At 62.5% G+C, this 18,079-nt stretch carries 13 protein-coding genes; 5 read left to right on the top strand and 8 right to left on the bottom strand.

The annotated features are described in order from the left end of the window. Positions 1 to 90 precede the first annotated feature (90 nt). The gene (locus tag I7X09_RS14145) at positions 91 to 1,653 is read right to left on the bottom strand and encodes a SpoIID/LytB domain-containing protein (RefSeq protein WP_095969477.1); all 1,563 of its coding nucleotides are present in this window, start codon (positions 1,651 to 1,653) and stop codon (positions 91 to 93) included. A 331-nt stretch (positions 1,654 to 1,984) separates the two neighbouring features. On the opposite strand from I7X09_RS14145, the gene I7X09_RS14140 reads away from it, so the two are divergent. Continuing rightward, positions 1,985 to 3,982 (top strand): N-acetylmuramoyl-L-alanine amidase, encoded by a 1,998-nt coding sequence (locus tag I7X09_RS14140; protein ID WP_200317401.1) that lies wholly within the window; start codon positions 1,985 to 1,987, stop codon positions 3,980 to 3,982. 37 nt (positions 3,983 to 4,019) lie between these two features. On the opposite strand, the gene I7X09_RS14135 is transcribed toward I7X09_RS14140, so the two are convergent. Genes I7X09_RS14135 through I7X09_RS14125 form a run of 3 tightly spaced genes read right to left on the bottom strand, consistent with a single transcriptional unit; the run spans position 4,020 to position 6,388 of the window. Then, entirely contained in the window at positions 4,020 to 4,841 is an 822-nt protein-coding gene (locus I7X09_RS14135; protein ID WP_095969678.1) for an HAD family hydrolase, read from the bottom strand. Between the two features lie 53 nt (positions 4,842 to 4,894). After that, positions 4,895 to 5,629 (bottom strand): lysophospholipid acyltransferase family protein, encoded by a 735-nt coding sequence (locus tag I7X09_RS14130; RefSeq protein WP_095969475.1) that lies wholly within the window; start codon positions 5,627 to 5,629, stop codon positions 4,895 to 4,897. A gap of 3 nt (positions 5,630 to 5,632) precedes the next feature. Continuing rightward, positions 5,633 to 6,388 carry a lysophospholipid acyltransferase family protein gene (locus tag I7X09_RS14125; protein ID WP_042921233.1) on the bottom strand — a complete coding sequence of 252 codons (756 nt, stop codon included), beginning with the start codon at positions 6,386 to 6,388 and terminating at the stop codon, positions 5,633 to 5,635. A 93-nt stretch (positions 6,389 to 6,481) separates the two neighbouring features. Between I7X09_RS14125 and I7X09_RS14120 the strand changes: the two genes are divergently transcribed. Beyond that, positions 6,482 to 7,321 carry a hypothetical protein gene (locus I7X09_RS14120; RefSeq protein WP_200317399.1) on the top strand — a complete coding sequence of 280 codons (840 nt, stop codon included), beginning with the start codon at positions 6,482 to 6,484 and terminating at the stop codon, positions 7,319 to 7,321. A gap of 10 nt (positions 7,322 to 7,331) precedes the next feature. Here I7X09_RS14120 and I7X09_RS14115 read toward each other — a convergent pair whose 3' ends face one another. From I7X09_RS14115 to I7X09_RS14100, 4 genes are all read right to left on the bottom strand, one after another. After that, entirely contained in the window at positions 7,332 to 10,523 is a 3,192-nt protein-coding gene (locus tag I7X09_RS14115; RefSeq protein WP_200317397.1) for a beta strand repeat-containing protein, read from the bottom strand. A 249-nt stretch (positions 10,524 to 10,772) separates the two neighbouring features. Next, on the bottom strand, positions 10,773 to 13,982 hold the full coding sequence (locus I7X09_RS14110; RefSeq protein ID WP_234036915.1) for a beta strand repeat-containing protein: 3,210 nt from the start codon (positions 13,980 to 13,982) through the stop codon (positions 10,773 to 10,775). A gap of 364 nt (positions 13,983 to 14,346) precedes the next feature. Continuing rightward, on the bottom strand, positions 14,347 to 15,600 hold the full coding sequence (gene serS, locus I7X09_RS14105) for a serine--tRNA ligase (RefSeq protein ID WP_095969471.1): 1,254 nt from the start codon (positions 15,598 to 15,600) through the stop codon (positions 14,347 to 14,349). A 65-nt stretch (positions 15,601 to 15,665) separates the two neighbouring features. Further along, a complete protein-coding gene (locus I7X09_RS14100; protein WP_095969677.1) occupies positions 15,666 to 16,061 on the bottom strand; it encodes an ankyrin repeat domain-containing protein in 396 nt (131 codons plus the stop codon). Between the two features lie 69 nt (positions 16,062 to 16,130). Here I7X09_RS14100 and I7X09_RS14095 point away from each other — a divergent pair, with 69 nt between their 5' ends. The 3 genes from I7X09_RS14095 (at position 16,131) to I7X09_RS14085 (ending at position 18,027) form a co-directional block, all read left to right on the top strand. Beyond that, positions 16,131 to 17,237: a septum formation family protein gene (locus I7X09_RS14095; RefSeq protein ID WP_003945397.1), complete on the top strand. Its 1,107-nt coding sequence runs from the start codon at positions 16,131 to 16,133 to the stop codon at positions 17,235 to 17,237. A 3-nt stretch (positions 17,238 to 17,240) separates the two neighbouring features. Next, entirely contained in the window at positions 17,241 to 17,591 is a 351-nt protein-coding gene (locus tag I7X09_RS14090; RefSeq protein ID WP_124566866.1) for a metallopeptidase family protein, read from the top strand. A gap of 136 nt (positions 17,592 to 17,727) precedes the next feature. Then, the gene (locus I7X09_RS14085; protein WP_095969468.1) at positions 17,728 to 18,027 is read left to right on the top strand and encodes a PE family protein; all 300 of its coding nucleotides are present in this window, start codon (positions 17,728 to 17,730) and stop codon (positions 18,025 to 18,027) included. Positions 18,028 to 18,079: the final 52 nt, after the last annotated feature.

The following is an 18,079-nucleotide window of genomic DNA, read 5'->3' as shown; positions in this document are numbered from 1 at the left end:
ACACCCGAAGCGACCTGAAGGGCCCCCACCGGATTGCGGCGGAGACCCTTCAGAGTCGATACGTGCGAGTTGTTACCGACCGACCTTCCCCTAGCTTCCGCCCGTCGGTATCCACTCGCGGAGCACGTTGGCATCAACTACCTGCGCACCCAAAACCTTTGTCCAGATGATGGTTCCGTTTTCGTAGACACGGAAAGTGCCTGCTTCGGAGGGCAACTGCATCTCCGGGCCGACAGGAGCACCGAGAGTGCCGGTTTCACCGCCGAGCTCCCGATACTTCTTCTCGATCTGCGTCTCCGTAACCGTACCCGATGGATCCTCGGATGGCGAATTGGATTCCGGCACTGTCGATTCCGAATCAGGCGCCACTACCACACCAGCCCCGTCACCAATGGTGAACCAGTCCGATTTGAGGCCGAGTTTCTGACGGAACTGAATACCGGTAGCGCCGACAGTTGCCCCCGTACCGACTACCTCGACTGCCGTCACTCGCCCACCGTCGGTACCGAAGCCGTTGCGCGAGAGAATCTTGAGCGACTGCAGCTCGCCGACACCGAAAGCGTCCGCAATCTGCCCTGCGGTCAGATTCACGGTCCAGTCATGATTGGGAGACAGGGCGTCACCAAGATCCTCGACGGCCGGGAATTCACCGCCGGAGCTGTAACCTCCTGTGGACGAAGAGAATTCGGTGGCCACGATCTTGCCGTCACGCGACAGAACGGCGCCGGCGGTGGACCGAACGGCCTCGGTGGTGCGGGGATCTTCCTTACCTGCTCCCCCGTACACCTGGCAGTCCTGTGTATCGCAGGTGTCGGCGTACGAAGACCGATGTTCGGTTGCAGCGTACGAACGTGCTGCCACCGCTTGCGCCCGTAGTGCTTCGGCCCCACCGGAATCGGCCCATTCCGCCTTGGCCTCGACCGGCACCACGCCGAGCAGGTAGTCCTCCATGTCGAGAAGATTCACCGTCCGCGCCGAGCCGTTGTCGAGCACCACGCCGAGGGCACCTCTGTAGGGCGCGTCGTTGTCGCACAGCTTCAGGAACTGGTCGGCGGGTCGATCAGGACTGAGATCCACCGGATCCACCCACGGATGATCGGTGACCGCTTCCCAGACGACTCCGCCACCGCAACCACTGGTGACAACCACCTGTGCACCGCCGCCAGGCAGCGCGGTGAGATGGGCAGCCTCGCCGGGCGCGGTGCGCTGACCGTTGACCACGAGGCCGGCGTCGGAGTAGACGTCGAGTGTCGAGTTGTCCTGAGCGGTGAGCCGCACACTCATCTGCGCGGGCGGCATGGAGTCCAGGACTGTTCCGCCGTAGTAGTGACTGAGGATTCGCTCGCCGGACCAGCCGTCGTTCTTGGCGTAACCGTAAGCGCCCCACTGACCCATTCCGCGGCCATGCCCGTTGCCGTGACCGGAGAGCGTGAATTGCGTGTCGGCGGCGACGGCGTGCAAAATCGACGGCTCGTCAGCACGGATTTGCGTGAAACCTCCTATCGCGACGCCGAGTGCGAGAGCTGGAACCAGCCCGAGGACCGAGACCCGCATCAGCGAGGTCCGCCTCCCGGGTCCGCCCACCAGAAAGCGACCTGCGCGACCGGATGCAGGCTTCTTACCTGCAGTTCCGCTTCTTCCGCTTCTCGCCATCAATGCTCTCCTCATCGCTACCGGCCTCACGAGTCCGCGAAGTCGGTACTCCGCGCGCAGGCCAGTCCACAACGATTTAACTAAAGTCTCACCCTAAGGTTGAGCGTTATGGACTTTTGTGACTAGTGTGGCAAGAGTGTTTGGAGTTAGCAACACCAGTCACACGAGTCACACCAGCATCACGAGTTGCAGACGTACGCGTCCGAAAACTGGAGTTCAACCCCAGAACATGGCATCCGACCTGCTCGGATCCGGTTTTGAAGGATTCCGTTCACGGCCGTCATCGGCCCTGAAGTTCGCTCGCAAGTAACTACAACCGAGGAGTAATCCCTTGCCACACCGTCGACCGAAGCCCTCGCTCGTACTCGGGGCTGTAGCCGCAGTGGCTGTCGCAAGTCCTTTTGCGGTCTACGGCCTCACGAGCACTACGTCCGATGTACGTTCCGCGAACGAAACGACGTCAGTAGCAGTGCCGACCCAGATCGCAGAGGTGCTCCTCGCGTCGGTGCCCGACATCATCATCCCGGTCAAGGAGCTGACCGGTCTCGATCTGCCCGACATCAACCTGGGCGATCTCAGAAACCTCAAGCTCCCGACCGAAATTCCGCTTCCGCCAGGGATCACGTTGCCGACCGAACTCTTCCCGGCACCCGCTGCGCCCGGCGCCCCGACCGAAACCGCTCCGGTTCCTTCCGAGGAAGAGCCAGGCGCAGTGGTCAAGGAAGTCACCCGCGACACTCCGTTCAGCATGGTCGCGTTGACCTCGGACACGATCGCCTCGGCGCAGTCCAAGATCCGCGCCCTGGCCGAAGATGGCACCTGGGGCCCGTGGTTCACCCCTGACGCCATCGACTCCGCCAGTTCGGATCAGGCCACCAACGCCGGTACCGCCACCGAACCCGTCTTCGTCGGCGCCACCAAGTCCATTCAGATCCTCACCCCGCAGGGCGTCGCGGCTCCCGCCGCCGAGGCTGTGCCGGCTCCCGCGCCGGAAGCTGTCCCCGCCCCCGCACCTGCTGAAGCGCCGGTGCCTGCTGAAGCACCTGCACCTGCTGAAGCCCCCGCAGCCACCGGCGAACTCGGATACACCCCAGCTTCGGTGTCCAAGCCGCTTCGCCAGGCGACGACGGCAGCAGACGCCGTCACCGCCGTGTTGATCGATCCGGGTGCCAGCGAGGCAGACAGCAATCTGCAGGCCGTCGCAGCACCGCTCGGCGGCAGCGGGCCTTCCGTCATCACCCGCGCACAGTGGGGAGCTGACGAGTCACTTCGCTGTGACTCCCCCACGTACGACGACTTCATCGGTGGCGCGACCGTTCACCACACCGCAGGTAGCAACAACTACACGAAGGCCGAATCGGCCGGAATCGTCCGCTCGATCTACGCCTACCACGCACAGACTCTCGGCTGGTGCGACGTCGGATACAACGTCCTCGTCGACAAGTACGGTCAGACCTTCGAAGGCCGCGCAGGCGGACTCGACAAGGCAGTTCAGGGTGCACACGCCGGCGGCTTCAACGAGAACACCACCGGTATCGCGATGATGGGCGACTACTCCACCGTCGAGCCTTCGCAGGCGACGCTGAACTCCGTCGGCAAGTTCCTCGGATGGAAGCTCGGCATGGCCGGCCTCGACCCGAAGGGCCGAACGACGATGTACTCAGAGGGCACCGAGTTCACGCCGTACCCGCAGGGCGCAGCAGTCGACCTGCCGATCATCTTCGCGCACCGCGACGTCGGAAACACCGCTTGCCCGGGTGATGCCGCGTACGCACACATGAACGACATCCGGAACATCGCGGCCGCGAATATCGGGGGAACGTTGAACCCCTCGAACCCCTCCAATCCGTCGACGCCTGCGCCCAAGCCGACCACTCCGGTCGACACGGTCACCGGTGGCACCGGTTCGTCGATCCCGGATCTGGTCACCCAGATTCTGCAGATCACCGACAATTCACCGCTCGCGCAGAAGTGGATCGCCGAAGGTGGCGAGATCGGCCGCCTCGGCCAGGCTCTGTCCGGAATTCTGCAGGCGAAGCTCGGCAACCAGGGTGCGCTGTTCCAGAACGGTGCTGTCTACACCTCGCCGAACGGCGGAGTGTTCACCGTGCTCGGCGAGATCTTCAAGTCGTGGCAGAGCTTCGGTTCTGACGCGGGTGAACTCGGATTGCCGATCTCGGACGAGTACTCGATCCCGGACGGCTTGCGCAGTGACTTCGAGAACGGTTCGCTGATCTTCAACCAGATCACCGGCATGGTCACGAAGATCCTCAAGACCTACAACGAGACCTTTGCCCAGGAAATGGCCAACAGCGCGCCTGTCGGCTGACGCTCGAGCAGTACACGTCCTCGGGCGCTGGTGGGTTCTACGACCACCAGCGCTCGAGGACTTTTGCGACCCCGTTCTCCGAATTGGCGTCGGTGACCTCGTCGGCTGCGGCTTTGGCTTCGGGGTGAGCGTTACCCATGGCCACGCCGAGCCGCGCCAAGCCCAGCATCGGGATGTCGTTGGGCATGTCCCCGAAGGCCACCAGACCCGACAGGTCGAAGCCGAACCTTTCCGCCGCGGCAACCAGCCCCGACGCCTTCGTGATTCCCGGTGCCGAGAGTTCGATCAGTCCGTTCTCGGTGGAGTACGTCATGTCGGCGAGTGCACCGACGTGCGGAGCAAGAGCGTCGTACATTGCCGTGCTGGTCATGCCCGGGCGGCGAATCAGGAGTTTGACGGCCGGCGCTGCGAGCACTTCGTCCTCGGACATCTCGGTGTTGTCCGGGTTGAGCCAGGCGTGTTCGTAATCCGGTGAGCTGACGAACTGTGGAGTGGCGGCATCGTGTGCGCTCTCCCCCACCCGTTCCGCGGCCAGCCCCGCCCCGGGGAGCGCGACCAGAGCCAGCTCGGAGAGCTCGGTGAGTGCGTCGACAGACAAGGTCGCTGCGCTGAGGACGCGGTCGGCGTAACTGTCGTAGACAACGGCTCCGTTGGCGCAGACGGCAAGTGGCGCGTATCCCAGACCTTCGACGACGGGCGAAATCCATCGCGGAGGACGCCCGGTTGCCAGCAGGAACGGCGTGCCGGATTCGACGACGGCATGCACGGCGGCGCGGGTGCGGGCACTGACCAACTCGTCGTGATCGATGAGGGTCCCGTCGACGTCGGAGGCGACCAAGGTCGGGCGGTCAGGGCTGATACGACGGTCTGGGCTCACACCGCCATTGTGCCTGTTGGCTACGACGGTCTCGCTCAGCGCGCCCGCTTCGCGCGTTCCTGTGCGTCCATGGCTGCGGCTTCCTCGGGTGTCGGCGCGCCACCGCCGAGTCGACGAGGCACCCAGTACGCCCCGGGCTCGTGCACGAACCCGTCCTGAACGTGGCGCAGGATCGCATCCATCTCGATGCGCAGGATCTCGCTCAGCGCTTCGGCGGGTTCGACCGGATCGATCGGTGCACCCACCTCCACCGAGATCGGGAAATGATTGCGGCCCAGATTTTTCGGTCCGCCCTTGGTGACGATCCGCTGGGCGCCCCAGACGATCAGCGGAATGATCGGCACGCCGGCGTCGATGGCCATCCGAGCTGCGCCGGATTTCATTTCCTTGATCTCGAAGCTCCGGCTGATCGTCGCTTCCGGGTAGACGCCAACCAATTCGCCGCGCTCGAGGGCGTCGACTCCGGCTCGATACGCCTGCGCTCCGGCAGAGCGATCGACTTCGATGACGCCGCATCCACGCATGAGGAAGCCGAGTACCTTGTTGTCCGCAAGCTCAGCCTTGGCCATCACCCTGAGCTTGCGTTTTGCGGTCCCAACCGCCAGAGCCGCCGGGATGAAATCGAGGTAGCTCGTGTGGTTGATCGCGATGACGGCACCGCCGGACACCGGGACGTGCTCCGTCCCGGTGCGGGTGACTTTCACGCCCTGGAAACCGCTCAGACCACGCGCGACTACCTCGACGGCGGTGTAAACGGGTTCGAAGGACATGGGTCAGCCTTCGGACTTCCGTGCCTCGCGTGCTTTGGCTTTCGCCTCAGCCTCGTCGGCATCCATCTTGTCGGCCTGCTCGAGCGTCGGCGCGCTGCCACCGAGGCGGGCAGGCACCCAGTACTCTCCGGCCGGATGGTCGTAGCTCTTCTGCAGATCGAGAAGCAACTCCTGCATCGTCGACCGCAGCTTCGCCGTCAGCTCACTCGCCGGTTCGAAAGGCGCGATCGGCTCGCCGACGGCGATGGAGATCGGAGTGTTGGTGCGGCCCAAACGCTTCGGATAGCCCTTCGTCCAGACTCGCTGAGCGCCCCAGATGACGACGGGAACGATCGGCACTCCGGCCTCGATCGCCATCCGAGCGGCGCCGGACTTGAATTCCTTGATCTCGAAGCTCCGACTGATCGTGGCTTCGGGGTACACGCCCACCAATTCGCCGCGTTTCAGGAAATCGACGGCGGCCTTGTAGGAGTCGGCGCCTGCCCCGCGATCGACCGGGATGTGCTTGAGGGCCCGCATGATCGGTCCGGAAATCTTGTTGTCGAAGACTTCCTTCTTCGCCATGAACCGGATGTAGCGCTTGGGGGTCCGCGCCGGCAGTCCCGCATACGTGAAGTCCATGTATCCGGTGTGGTTGATCGCGATCACGGCGCCACCGGACGCCGGGATGTTCTGCTCTCCCTTGACGGAGAACTTCAGGCCCTCGAAAGCGAAGACGGTACGGGCGATGCCGATGACTGTTCTGTAAACGGGATCCACAGTTCGCTAGCGTAGACGGGAATCCGTGATCTGACCCGCAGCAGTTATGGGGTGGATGTTGGTCAGAATGTCGCAAAAGGGGCGTACGAACGAATGAAGTCGGCAGGACGAGCGGCAGTGGGGGCAGTCGCACTCGCCATGACGTTGGCGATAACCGCATGTGAGGACGACGGACGGACGGGAATCCTGACGGACGAACCGTCTCCGCCGACGACTGAAACCACGACGACAACCACTCTCACGCCCACGACCACCACTGCCCCCGCCGCGCCGGTCGCGACGCCTCCGGTTGGTGACGTGCCCGGCAATCCGGCTGCTGCGCCGGCGCTGGCGGCCTGGGCGACAGACCTGGTGTCTTTGGACGTCGACGCGCTCACGAACGCATGCTGGACGATGCCGCCCACGACGATCGCCGACCGATACTCGGACGTGCCCGCCATCTTGACGGCCATCGCCGCGCCAGGTGTCGACGGCCAGTACGCGGTCACCTGGAGCGGCGGCGGACTCTCCGTCGCCGCCAAGCGCTCGGAGATCGCTTCCGGCTATGCCTGCCCGTTCGTCTTCCCTGCGGGGCAATCCAACTTCTACACTCCGGCCGACGCTTCCCACGCCGTCGTCAGGTTTCTCTCGCGCGCAACGGGGCGGCCGGTCAACACCCGTGACGTCGAGACGTTCTATCCGCTGATCTGCCCAGGCAACAGCCCGTGGGATCCGGACGGCACCGGCGCCACCGGCCAGCCGCCACTCAAGCTCGATCCGAATCAGCTGGCCGGTATCAAGTCTTTCGACGCCGACGCTGCAACAGTCACTCCGGTTCGAGGCGACTACGTCCGTGTCACGCTGCCCGTCACCGACGGGACGGGTAACTCACGCTCGATGCAGTTCACTCTGTCGATCGGCCCCGAGGGTTATTGCCTCGGGGCCGCGACCTGAACTGTTCCGGTCAGGAACCGAACGGAAGGAAATCGCTCGAACCAGCGCTGCCTGAACCGAGGCTGCCCGTGCCACCGCCGGTTGCCGCTTTGATCTGAATTGCCTGGGCCGTCGAGGTCGATCCCGTGAATCCGGTTGCGCCACTGAAGATTGCCGAGATCGAGTGCGCACCAGTGGTGGTGAAGGTGTGGTTGAGCGCCGCAATCCCATTGACCACTGCCACAGCGTCACCGATCGGTGTAGCCCCATCCATGAACTGCACAGTTCCACCGTTCTGCACCGAGGTCACGGTCGCCGACAGGGTCACCGACTTATTCACTACGGCATCGGTAGGCACCGTCACCACAGTCTCCGTGGTGACATCCGAAGGTGCAGGGTCCGTAACGTTCACCGTCCGGGCCGGAGCCGAGGACCCGACTACACCAGTTCCACCCGAGTACACCGCCGTGATGCTGTGCGCACCCGCGGAGGTAAACGTATGCAATAGACCAGCGACTCCGGCCGTCACCGCTTCAGGACCGCCGATTGCGACGCCACCGTCGTAGAACTGCACGGTACCGACACCGACAGCGTCATCCGACGAAGTGCGGACGGTGGCCCACAAGTCGGTCGCCACACCAGTTTTGGCGTCAGTGGGGATATTCAGTTCGACTACGGATTCCTGATCGGAAACACTGACCTGAATGGACTTCGCACTCGCAACCGAGTTCTTGAATCCGGAGCCAGCAGTGAAGTCCGCGGTGATGCTCTGCGCACCAGCAGCATCGAACGCGTGCGAGAGCGTCGCGGTCCCACCGGACACCGTCACCGGGGAACCGATTGCCGTGCCGTTCGACTTGAACTGCACCGTACCGACCGCATTGTTCGGAGCAACCGTCGCGGTCAGATCAACCGCAGTACCCGTGATCGCCGTCGCCGGAACCGACAACGACGTCGTCGTCTCCACATCCACCGGAGCCGGATCAGAGACCGTCACCGTCTGAGCCGACGCCGACGAACTGACAAACCCCGCACCAGCGGTGAAATCAGCCGTAACGCTCTGCGCGCCAGCAACATCGAAGGAATGCGACAGAGTCGCGGTCCCACCGGACACCGTCACCGGAGAACCGATCGCCGCACCGTTCGACTTGAACTGCACCGTACCGACAGCGTTGTTCGGAGCAACCGTCGCGGTCAGATCAACCGCAGTACCCGTGACCGCCGTCGCGGGAACCGACAACGACGTCGTTGTCACCACATCCACCGGAGCCGGATCAGACACCGTCACCGTCTGAGCAGATGCCGACGAACTCACGAACCCAGCGCCAGCGGTGAAATCAGCGGTAACACTCTGCGCACCAGCAACATCGAACGCATGGCTCAACGTCGCAACACCCGAGGAGACTGTCACCGGTGAACCGATAGCAACACCATTCGACTTGAACTGCACCGAACCCACAGCATTCGAGGGAGCCACAGTAGCGGTCAGATCAACCGCGCTGCCCGTGATCGCCGTCGCCGGAACCGACAACGACGTCGTCGTCTCCACATCCACCGGAGCCGGATCAGACACCGTCACCGTCTGAGCAGATGCCGACGAACTCACGAACCCAGCGCCAGCGGTGAAGTCAGCGGTAACACTCTGCGCACCAGCAACATCGAACGCATGGCTCAACGTCGCAACACCCGCGGTCACTGTAACCGGAGAACCGATAGCCGCACCGTTCGACTTGAACTGCACCGAACCCACAGCATTCGAGGGAGCCACTGTCGCCGTCAGATCAACCGCACTACCCGTAACTGCCGTAGCCGGAACCTGAAGCGTCGTGGTTGTGCTTTGCGCTGAGCTCGAGATCTCAATGGACTGAGCCTGAGAACTCGAACCGCCGAAACCTGCAGTGCCGGAATAGACCGCGGTGATCAAGTGTGTTCCCGTCGTGCTGAACGTATGATCCAGGGTCGCTGCTCCGGCAGTCACCGCGATGGGTCCGCCGATGTCCACGCCACCGTCCTTGAACTGGACCGTTCCACCTTCGGCTGCCGGTGCAATGTTTGCGGTCAGCGCGACCGAGGTCTGCTCGACAGCGCTGCTCGGCACCGTGAGCGACGTGGTCGTCTGCACATCGGCAGCAGCCACACTGACTGTGTGCGCCGCCGACGTGGAGGTCAGGAACTCGAGTACTCCGTCGTACACAGCGGTGATGGAGTGATCTCCCGCTACGGTGAATGTATGAGGCAGTGTGGCAACGCCATTGACAACGGTCACGGGGGCGCCGATGTCAGTCCCGCCGTCCTTGAACTGAACGGTGCCGCCTGTCGGTGCCGGGGAGACCTGCGCAACCAAATCCGTCGATTGACCGATCGTTGCCGACCCGCCGGACGTCACTGCCGTCGTGGTCCCGGCTTGCGCGACGACGTTGACGGTGGCCAACGCCTGACCACCCGCATTCAATCCCGCGCTGCGTGAATCATGCGGTGAGCAGTTGTATCTCTCCCAGTATGCGACGGTGAAGAAGTCCTTCTCGCGCTGCAAGAAGGTGAAGGCATTTTTCGGAGAATCAAAGGATCCCGAATTGCCATCCGTCACCCTTAACTTCGGCTGCACAGTGCTACCCGCACCACCGGCAATCACCGTCACATCGATCGCCGGCAACCGGAATGTCTTTCCAGCCTCCGCGCCGATGCCGCCATCATCGTTCTTACTTGTGCTCGGACCGTTTCCACCGCCGCCGTTGGAGTCAGCGGTCTGGTTGTTCCCAGCAATACGCAAGTGAGTACCTGCAGCATCCGGCGAACCACCGTCGTTGATTCGAATCACCGAGGGCGCCGCACCCGACAAATTCGACGACGTACCCGCCACTACCTGAGCGTCAACCAAAGACACCCCCGCAGGAATGTCGAAGTCGTACTTCATCCGTGTCCACCTGATCGCCGAACGCCCCGCATGACCACTCGTGGGAACAGTCATCGCGCCTGGCTGAACTCGGTAGGTGAACGTCGACCCCGCCACGACCTTCTCCGGAGCCGAGATCGTCACGCCCGTGGAGTGGAATTCGTCGGAGATGCTGCCCAAGCCAGGATGCTCGTAACCATCGCAACCCAGCTTGAACCCGATCGAGTTCTCCACTGCGGGAGATGACGTCGGAGCTGCCGAAGCAACACCGCCGGCCACCAGCACGCCACCGACCAACGCCGCCACCACAACCGCGGAACTTCTTCTCACCAACACGAACTCTCCTCAGCTAGCAACAGACGTGGATCGGGAACCGCACGGAAGGAGGTCACTCGAACAGGGCGGAATCGGAATGGAGCTGGACGCTCGTACAGTACCCGTCAAAAGTAATACTTGTATCAGTAATTTCAGACAAATATTCGCGAATTGCCGGTAGTTCCGCTAACGACCAATCATCGATTTGCGAAGAGCGATGCCCCTTGCACCCGTGGGCGCAAGGGGCATCACGTCATCGGAGAATCAGGAACCGAACGGCAGCGACAACGATCCGAGCGAACCGAAGTCACCGCCCCCGTTACCGACGTTCACAACCGACGCAGTCGACGTGGAACCCGTAACGCCCTGGGCTCCGCTGTAGACCGCGGTGATCGAATGGTTGCCCGTCGTGGTGAAGGTGTGGCTCAACACAGCCTGCCCACCGACAACATCGACGGCAGCACCGATCGGAGTCGTTCCGTCGAAGAACTGGACGGTTCCCGACGTCGCGCCGGAAGAACTGACCACAGCCTTCAGCTCCACCGACGTGCCGACCTTTGCCGAAGACGGAGCCGTCAACGACGTGGAACTTTCGACATCCGACGGGGCCGGAACGGTGACATTGACGTCGACGGATTCCGCAGTGGACGACGTGAACACACCGGATCCACTGAATACAGCCGTGACTGCAAAGGTGCCTTCAGCTCCGAACACGTGCGGGAGCTTGGCAACTCCGTCCACAACCGCGACCGGGGCGCCCTGATCGACTCCACCGATCTTGAACTGGACCGTTCCGCCGGATGGCACCAGAGCGTCCGAGGGATCTTCGGACACTGTCGCGAAGAGATCGACGGGGAGTCCGACCTTGGCTTCACCCTGAACGCTCAGAACCGTCTTCGTCGCTTTGTCGACCGGAGTCGGATCGGAGACCGTCACCGTCTGAGCCGCCGCCGAGGAACTCACAAACCCAGCGCCAGCGGTGAAATCAGCCGTAACACTCTGAGCACCAGCAACATCGAACGCATGCGACAGAGTCGCCGTCCCACCGGAAACCGTCACCGGAGTGCCGATCGCCGTGCCGTTCGACTTGAACTGCACCGTACCCACAGCGTTGTTCGGAGCAACGGTAGCGGTCAGATCAACCGCGCTGCCCGTGATCGCTGTCGCCGGAACCGAGAGCGACGTCGTCGTCTCCACGTCGACCGGAGCCGGATCGGAGACCGTCACCGTCTGAGCCGACGCCGACGAACTCACAAAGCCAGCGCCAGCGGTGAAGTCAGCGGTAACACTCTGTACACCAGCAACATCGAACGCATGGCTCAACGTCGCAACACCGCCAGTCACCGTGACAGGGGAACCGATAGCCGTGCCGTTCGACTTGAACTGCACCGTGCCGACCGCATTGTTCGGAGCAACGGTAGCCGTCAGATCAACCGCGCTGCCCGTGATCGCCGTCGCCGGAACCGAGAGCGACGTCGTCGTCTCCACGTCGACCGGAGCCGGATCGGAGACCGTCACCGTCTGAGCCGACGCCGAGGAGCTGACAAATCCTGCACCGGCGGTGAAGTCAGCCGTAACACTCTGAGCACCAGCAACATCGAAGGTGTGCGACAGAGTCGCGGTCCCACCGGAAACAGTGACCGGTGAACCGATCGCGGCACCGTTCGACTTGAACTGCACCGTACCGACGGCGTTGTTCGGAGCAACGGTAGCGGTCAGATCAACCGCGCTGCCCGTGATCGCCGTCGCCGGAACCGACAGCGACGTCGTCGTCTCCACGTCCACCGGAGCCGGATCGGACACCGTCACCGTCTGAGCCGACGCCGACGAACTCACAAACCCAGCGCCAGCCGTGAAATCAGCCGTAACACTCTGTACACCAGCAACATCGAACGCATGCGACAGAGTCGCGGTCCCACCGGAAACAGTGACCGGTGAACCGATCGCGGCACCGTTCGACTTGAACTGCACCGTACCGACGGCGTTGTTCGGAGCAACGGTAGCGGTCAGATCAACCGCGCTGCCCGTGATCGCCGTCGCCGGAACCGACAGCGACGTCGTCGTCTCCACGTCCACCGGAGCCGGATCGGACACCGTCACCGTCTGCGCCGCCGCCGACGAACTCACAAACCCAGCGCCAGCGGTGAAATCAGCCGTAACACTCTGTACACCAGCAACATCGAACGCATGCGACAGAGTCGCAACACCTGAGGAGACTGTCACCGGAGAACCGATCGCCGTGCCGTTCGACTTGAACTGCACCGTACCGACAGCATTGTTCGGAGCAACTGTCGCCGTCAGATCAACCGCACTGCCCGTGATCGCCGTCGCCGGAACCGACAGCGACGTCGTCGTCTCGACATCGACCGGAGCCGGATCGGACACCGTCACCGTCTGCGCCGACGCCGACGAACTCACAAAGCCAGCGCCAGCGGTGAAATCAGCCGTAACACTCTGCGCACCAGCAGCATCGAACGCATGGCTCAATGTCGCAACGCCGCCAGTCACCGTGACAGGGGAACCGATCGCCGTGCCGTTCGACTTGAACTGCACCGTACCGACAGCATTGTTCGGAGCAACTGTCGCCGTCAGATCAACCGCACTGCCCGTGATCGCCGTCGCCGGAACCGACAGCGACGTCGTGGTCTCGACATCGACCGGAGCCGAAGCAATGCTGATTGTCGCGAGCGGACCTGCACCAGCGTTGAGAGCGCTACCCTTCGCATCTCGAGGCGTGCATCTGGTCGGGGCCCATTGCGTGCCGAGGAGACTCGCTTTTGCAAGCTGTGTATTGAAATTCTTGTCGTTGCCGTATGTAGCAGCATCACCGGCAGTTCTGACCTTCGGCTGAATCACACCGGATGCGCCGGCGATCATCGTAATATCGATTGCAGGCATCCTGAACCAACTGTCACCGTTGGTGTTGGTGCTGCCGTCGAGGTTCTTTTTCGTCTTGGGTGCGCGGATCCCACCCTCACTGTTCGTGCTGGTACTGGGACTGTTTCCGATCACCTCGTTGTTACCCGAGATTCGGAGATATGGACCCGCCGCGTCAGGGCTTCCAGCCTCGTTGATGCGGATGACACTGGGGGCGACGTTCTCCAAGTTGAACGAGGTTCCGGGCACGATCGCCGCACTGATGAAGGTGGCATTTGCCGGGACATCGAAATCGTTCTTCAAGCGCGACAAATTGGTTGTTGTGGCGCCCGAATCCGAGTTCGGAAAGGACTGGCCATTGGATTGCATTCGGATGGTGAAGGTTTCACCCGGAGCAACTGATGTGGGGGCATCCACGGTGACAAAACTCGTAGTCACTTTGTCGACAGTGATGAGTGCTTTCGCCTGGCATGAGGTGGAGAAGTTGAATTGGCTTTGAACTGCTGAGGCTGGGGACCCGATCAGCAGCATTCCGGCAACCATGGCGGTTCCGGTTATGGGCACGGCGAATCGCCGCAACTGAGAGATTTGGGGCATGGGCACTTCCTTCGGAAGGGCAAACATGAGCAGTGGATTCGGACAAAACGTGTGCGCGCCGTCACAACATAACGAAAAAACTAGTACGCGTACTACTTTTGGCAAGACACTTGTCCAATTCACCCCGGACTCACCCTCGTATCACCAGACGCGGGATGGAAAAGCAGGGTATGGAAATCCGATTGAACGCAAAACTATCGCCAAAGCGGCCTATCGACAACGCTTTTGGTGGCCACCGCGCCCATCGGCGGGAAAAAGTTGATTTTCCGTCAGTTCGGAAAAAGTTCCAAACCTACCAGTACGAAAGTACGAATCAGGGCCGCGACGGAGTCCGTCGCGGCCCTGATTGTGTTTGTTCAGTGTGTCAGCGAAGCACATCCGTGCCGACAAACGGCACCAATGCCTCGGGCACTCGCACCGAGCCGTCGGCCTGCTGATGGTTCTCGAGAATCGACACGATCCAGCGCGTCGTGGCCAGGGTGCCGTTGAGAGTGGCGGCCGTCTGCGGCTTGCCGTTCTCGTCGCGGTACCGAACTCCGAGGCGACGGGCCTGGAAGGTCGTGCAGTTGGACGTCGATGTCAGCTCACGGTAGGTGCCCTGCGTCGGAACCCACGCCTCGCAGTCGAACTTACGCGCGGCCGAAGAACCGAGGTCTCCGCCGGCGACGTCGATCACGCGGTACGGAACGTCGATGGCGGCCAACATGTCTCGCTCCCAGCCGAGGAGACGCTGGTGTTCGGCGTCGGCATCCTCTGGACGGCAGTACGTGAACATCTCGACCTTGTCGAACTGATGGACACGGATGATGCCGCGGGTGTCCTTGCCGTAGCTGCCGGCCTCGCGGCGGAAGCACGAGGACCAACCGGCGTAGCGCTTCGGGCCTTCGTTCAGTTCGAGGATCTCGCCCGAGTGGTAGCCGGCCATGGGCACCTCGGAAGTTCCGACGAGGTACAGGTCGTCATCCTGCAGGTGGTAGATCTCGTCCGAGTGAGCGCCGAGGAAGCCGGTACCCGCCATGATTTCCGGGCGTACGAGTACCGGCGGAATCATCATCGTGAATCCGTTGGCGATCGCCTTCTGCGCAGCCAACTGCAGAAGTCCGAGCTGGAGCATGGCTCCGTAGCCGGTCATGAAGTAGAAGCGCGAACCCGAAACCTTGGCGCCGCGTTCCATGTCGATCAGGCCGAGCGACTCACCCAGCTCGAGGTGATCCTTCGGCTCGAAGTCGAAGCTCGGAATCTCCCCGACGTGTTCGAGCACGATGTAGTCGTCCTCGCCTCCGGCCGGCGCACCTTCTTGTACGACGTTGGAAATCGCGCGGTGTGCGGCGTCGAGCGCGGCCTGCGCTTCGTGCTGCGCGGCCTCGGCTTCCTTGACCTTGGCTGCCAGTTCCTTGGAACCCTCGAGCAGCGCGGGGCGCTCCTCCGGAGATGCCTGGCCGACCTTCTTGCCGAAGGCCTTCTGCTCTGCGCGGAGGTTGTCTCCGGTCAGGACGGCAGCGCGTCGGGACGCATCGGCTTCGAGCAGAGCATCGACCAGTCCTGGATCTTCTCCACGGGTGCGCTGCGACTCGCGGACGATTTCGGGGTTCTCACGGAGAAACTTGAGGTCAATCACGACTTCGAACTTTACCCACTCACCGCAGCTCGCCGACGGTCACGTCCACGTCGGAGAGGGGGAGATCACGATTCGAGCAGACTCAGGTAGTCCTCGCGTCCGAACATCCGAGCCGCGTCGACGGCAGTCGGGTGTCCACCTTTCGGGTCGGCTCCCCCGCTCACCAGCGCTTTTACCACCGCGTCCTCGCCCTTGAAGACGGCTCCGGCGAGGGGTGTCTGGTTCTTGTCGTTGGGCCGGTTGACGTCGGCACCGCGCTCGATCAAGGCAATGACGGCGTCAGCGTGACCGTGGTACGCCGCCAACATGACGAGCGTGTCGCCACTCTCGTTGGTCAGATTGACGGGAACTCCGGCATCGACGTACGACGCCAAGCCGGCCGCGTCGCCGGTCCGTGCCATGTCGAAGAGCCGGCCCGCCAGCTCGACAGCCTCGGGATCGAGTGGGGTGTTTTCGCTCATGACTACAAATACTCACAGACGCGTTTGTGAGTTTTGTAGTGAAGGTTCGATATCGCCACGGCAACAGGCATGATGGAATCGATGTCCGAAGACAAGATCGAGAAGTCGCCAGATCCGGCAGATCCCCAGGGGACGCCGGCGAAGAAAACTGTCTCAGCGAGTCGCACCCGTCGGGTCCTGGCTGCTGTGGCGGTCGGTGCGGTGGTCGCCGCGATCGCAACGATCGCGATTTCCGGTGGATTGAACAAGGACGACTCGTCCTCGGTCAGTGTCAGTGGTGGCGGTCCAGCAGCGACGGGATCCACTCGCGACGACGCCTTCACCGCGGCGGCCGCCGGCGACTGCCTCAACTGGACGCCTGCGACCGAGTCGGGCGGAGACCGCACGGACATGTCGAAGGTTCAGTGCGGAACTGAACACCGCTTCGAGGTAGCCGGACCACTCGACCTGTCGGTCTTCCCCGGCGCCGAGTTCGGCCCCGGTTCCCGGTACCCGGGCGCCCTTCGATTCGCCGAACTCCGCGACGAGCACTGCACACCCATCGTCATGTCCTACCTCGATTCGAAATTCGACCCCAAGGGCAAGTTCAGCGTCGGCCTGATGTTCCCGAGCGAATCGGGTTGGGCTTCGGGCGAGCGCGCACTGCGTTGCGGCTTGCAGTTCTCGACAACAACCGGCGAACTTCAACCGTTCGTGGGCCGCGTGGCGGACCAGGACCAGTCGAACGTGTGGGACGTCGGCACGTGCATCGGCATCAACCAGAACCTACCGACCGATCCGGTCGATTGCGCGAAACCGCATGCATACGAGGTCATTTCGGTTATCGACCTCGGCACTCAATTCCCGGGCGCAATGCCGTCGGTCGAAGATCAGGACCGTTACCTCGAGGGCGTCTGCACTCAGGCGTCCAACGAGTACCTGGGTTCAGCAGACGCACTTCGCGACAAGACGCTGACGCTGTTCTGGGACAACATTTCACTGGAAAGCTGGTTGGCCGGTAGCCGTCGCGTCAATTGTTCGATCGGCAAAGAGGTCGAAACCGGCGGGTTCGCCGCGATCACCGGAAGCGCAAAGGGCGACATCCTGATCAACGGCGCCGCCCCGGTCCCGCCACCCGCTGCACCGGAAGGTCGGTCGTTGCCGACGCCGTTGCCCGGCGCAGCTCCCCCGTCGTAAGCCATGACGGTGACTATGACGCCCGACCGGTTCGAGGAACTGGTCGGCGAAGCACTCGATCTGATTCCGCCTGAACTTGCCAAGGCCATCGACAACGTCGTGGTGCTTGTCGAAGCACGTGACGAGGAAGAACCGGGGCTGCTCGGGTTGTATCAGGGCGTCGCTCTGACCGAGCGCGATTCTCACTACGGCGGGTACCTGCCGGACACGGTCACCATTTACCGCGATTCGATACTCGACATCTGTGCATCGGAGGACGAGGTTGTTCACGAGGTTGCAGTGACCGTCATTCACGAGATCGCGCATTACTTCGGAATCGAAGAAGACAGGTTGCACGAACTCGGCTGGGGCTGATTGCAAAGTCGTCCGATTTCGGGGGGAACCGAAAGCGGCCGGTATGCATCAAACTATGTGCGGGGGGGGATTTCGACGGCTGTGTGCACGACCTCCCGACCACTTATCCGCCCTGGTCAGGAAGGAGTTCGGCACTATGTACGTCGACCCTCAAGCCCTAGTCGCCGCCGCAATGGAACTCGAGTCTGCGGCGACGCGATTGCGCGGAATCGTCTCTACTGCGCAGCCGACGCTACGAGTTCTCCCAGCGGGATCCGAAGAAGTGTCCGGTAGCGCGGCCAATTATTTCAACACCATCTCGGGCAGCCTTGCCTCGTCCACCGATCGGGCAATCGAGGAGCTCACCGCTGCTGCGGCCGCTCTGCGCAAGAATGCAGCTGCCTACGAACTCGAAGACCAGCTCACAAAGACCAGCCTGGCCGCCGCACCGATCTGATCGACAGAAATCGAACGCGACACCTTCGAGCGCGACACAACAGTCACACTTC

The sequence above is a fragment of the Rhodococcus sp. P-2 genome, from assembly GCF_016598535.1.
Taxonomy (GTDB): Bacteria; Actinomycetota; Actinomycetes; order Mycobacteriales; family Mycobacteriaceae; genus Rhodococcus_F; species Rhodococcus_F baikonurensis.
Note: the sequence above shows the minus strand (reverse complement) of the source record. Positions and strands in the feature narration are given on the sequence as shown.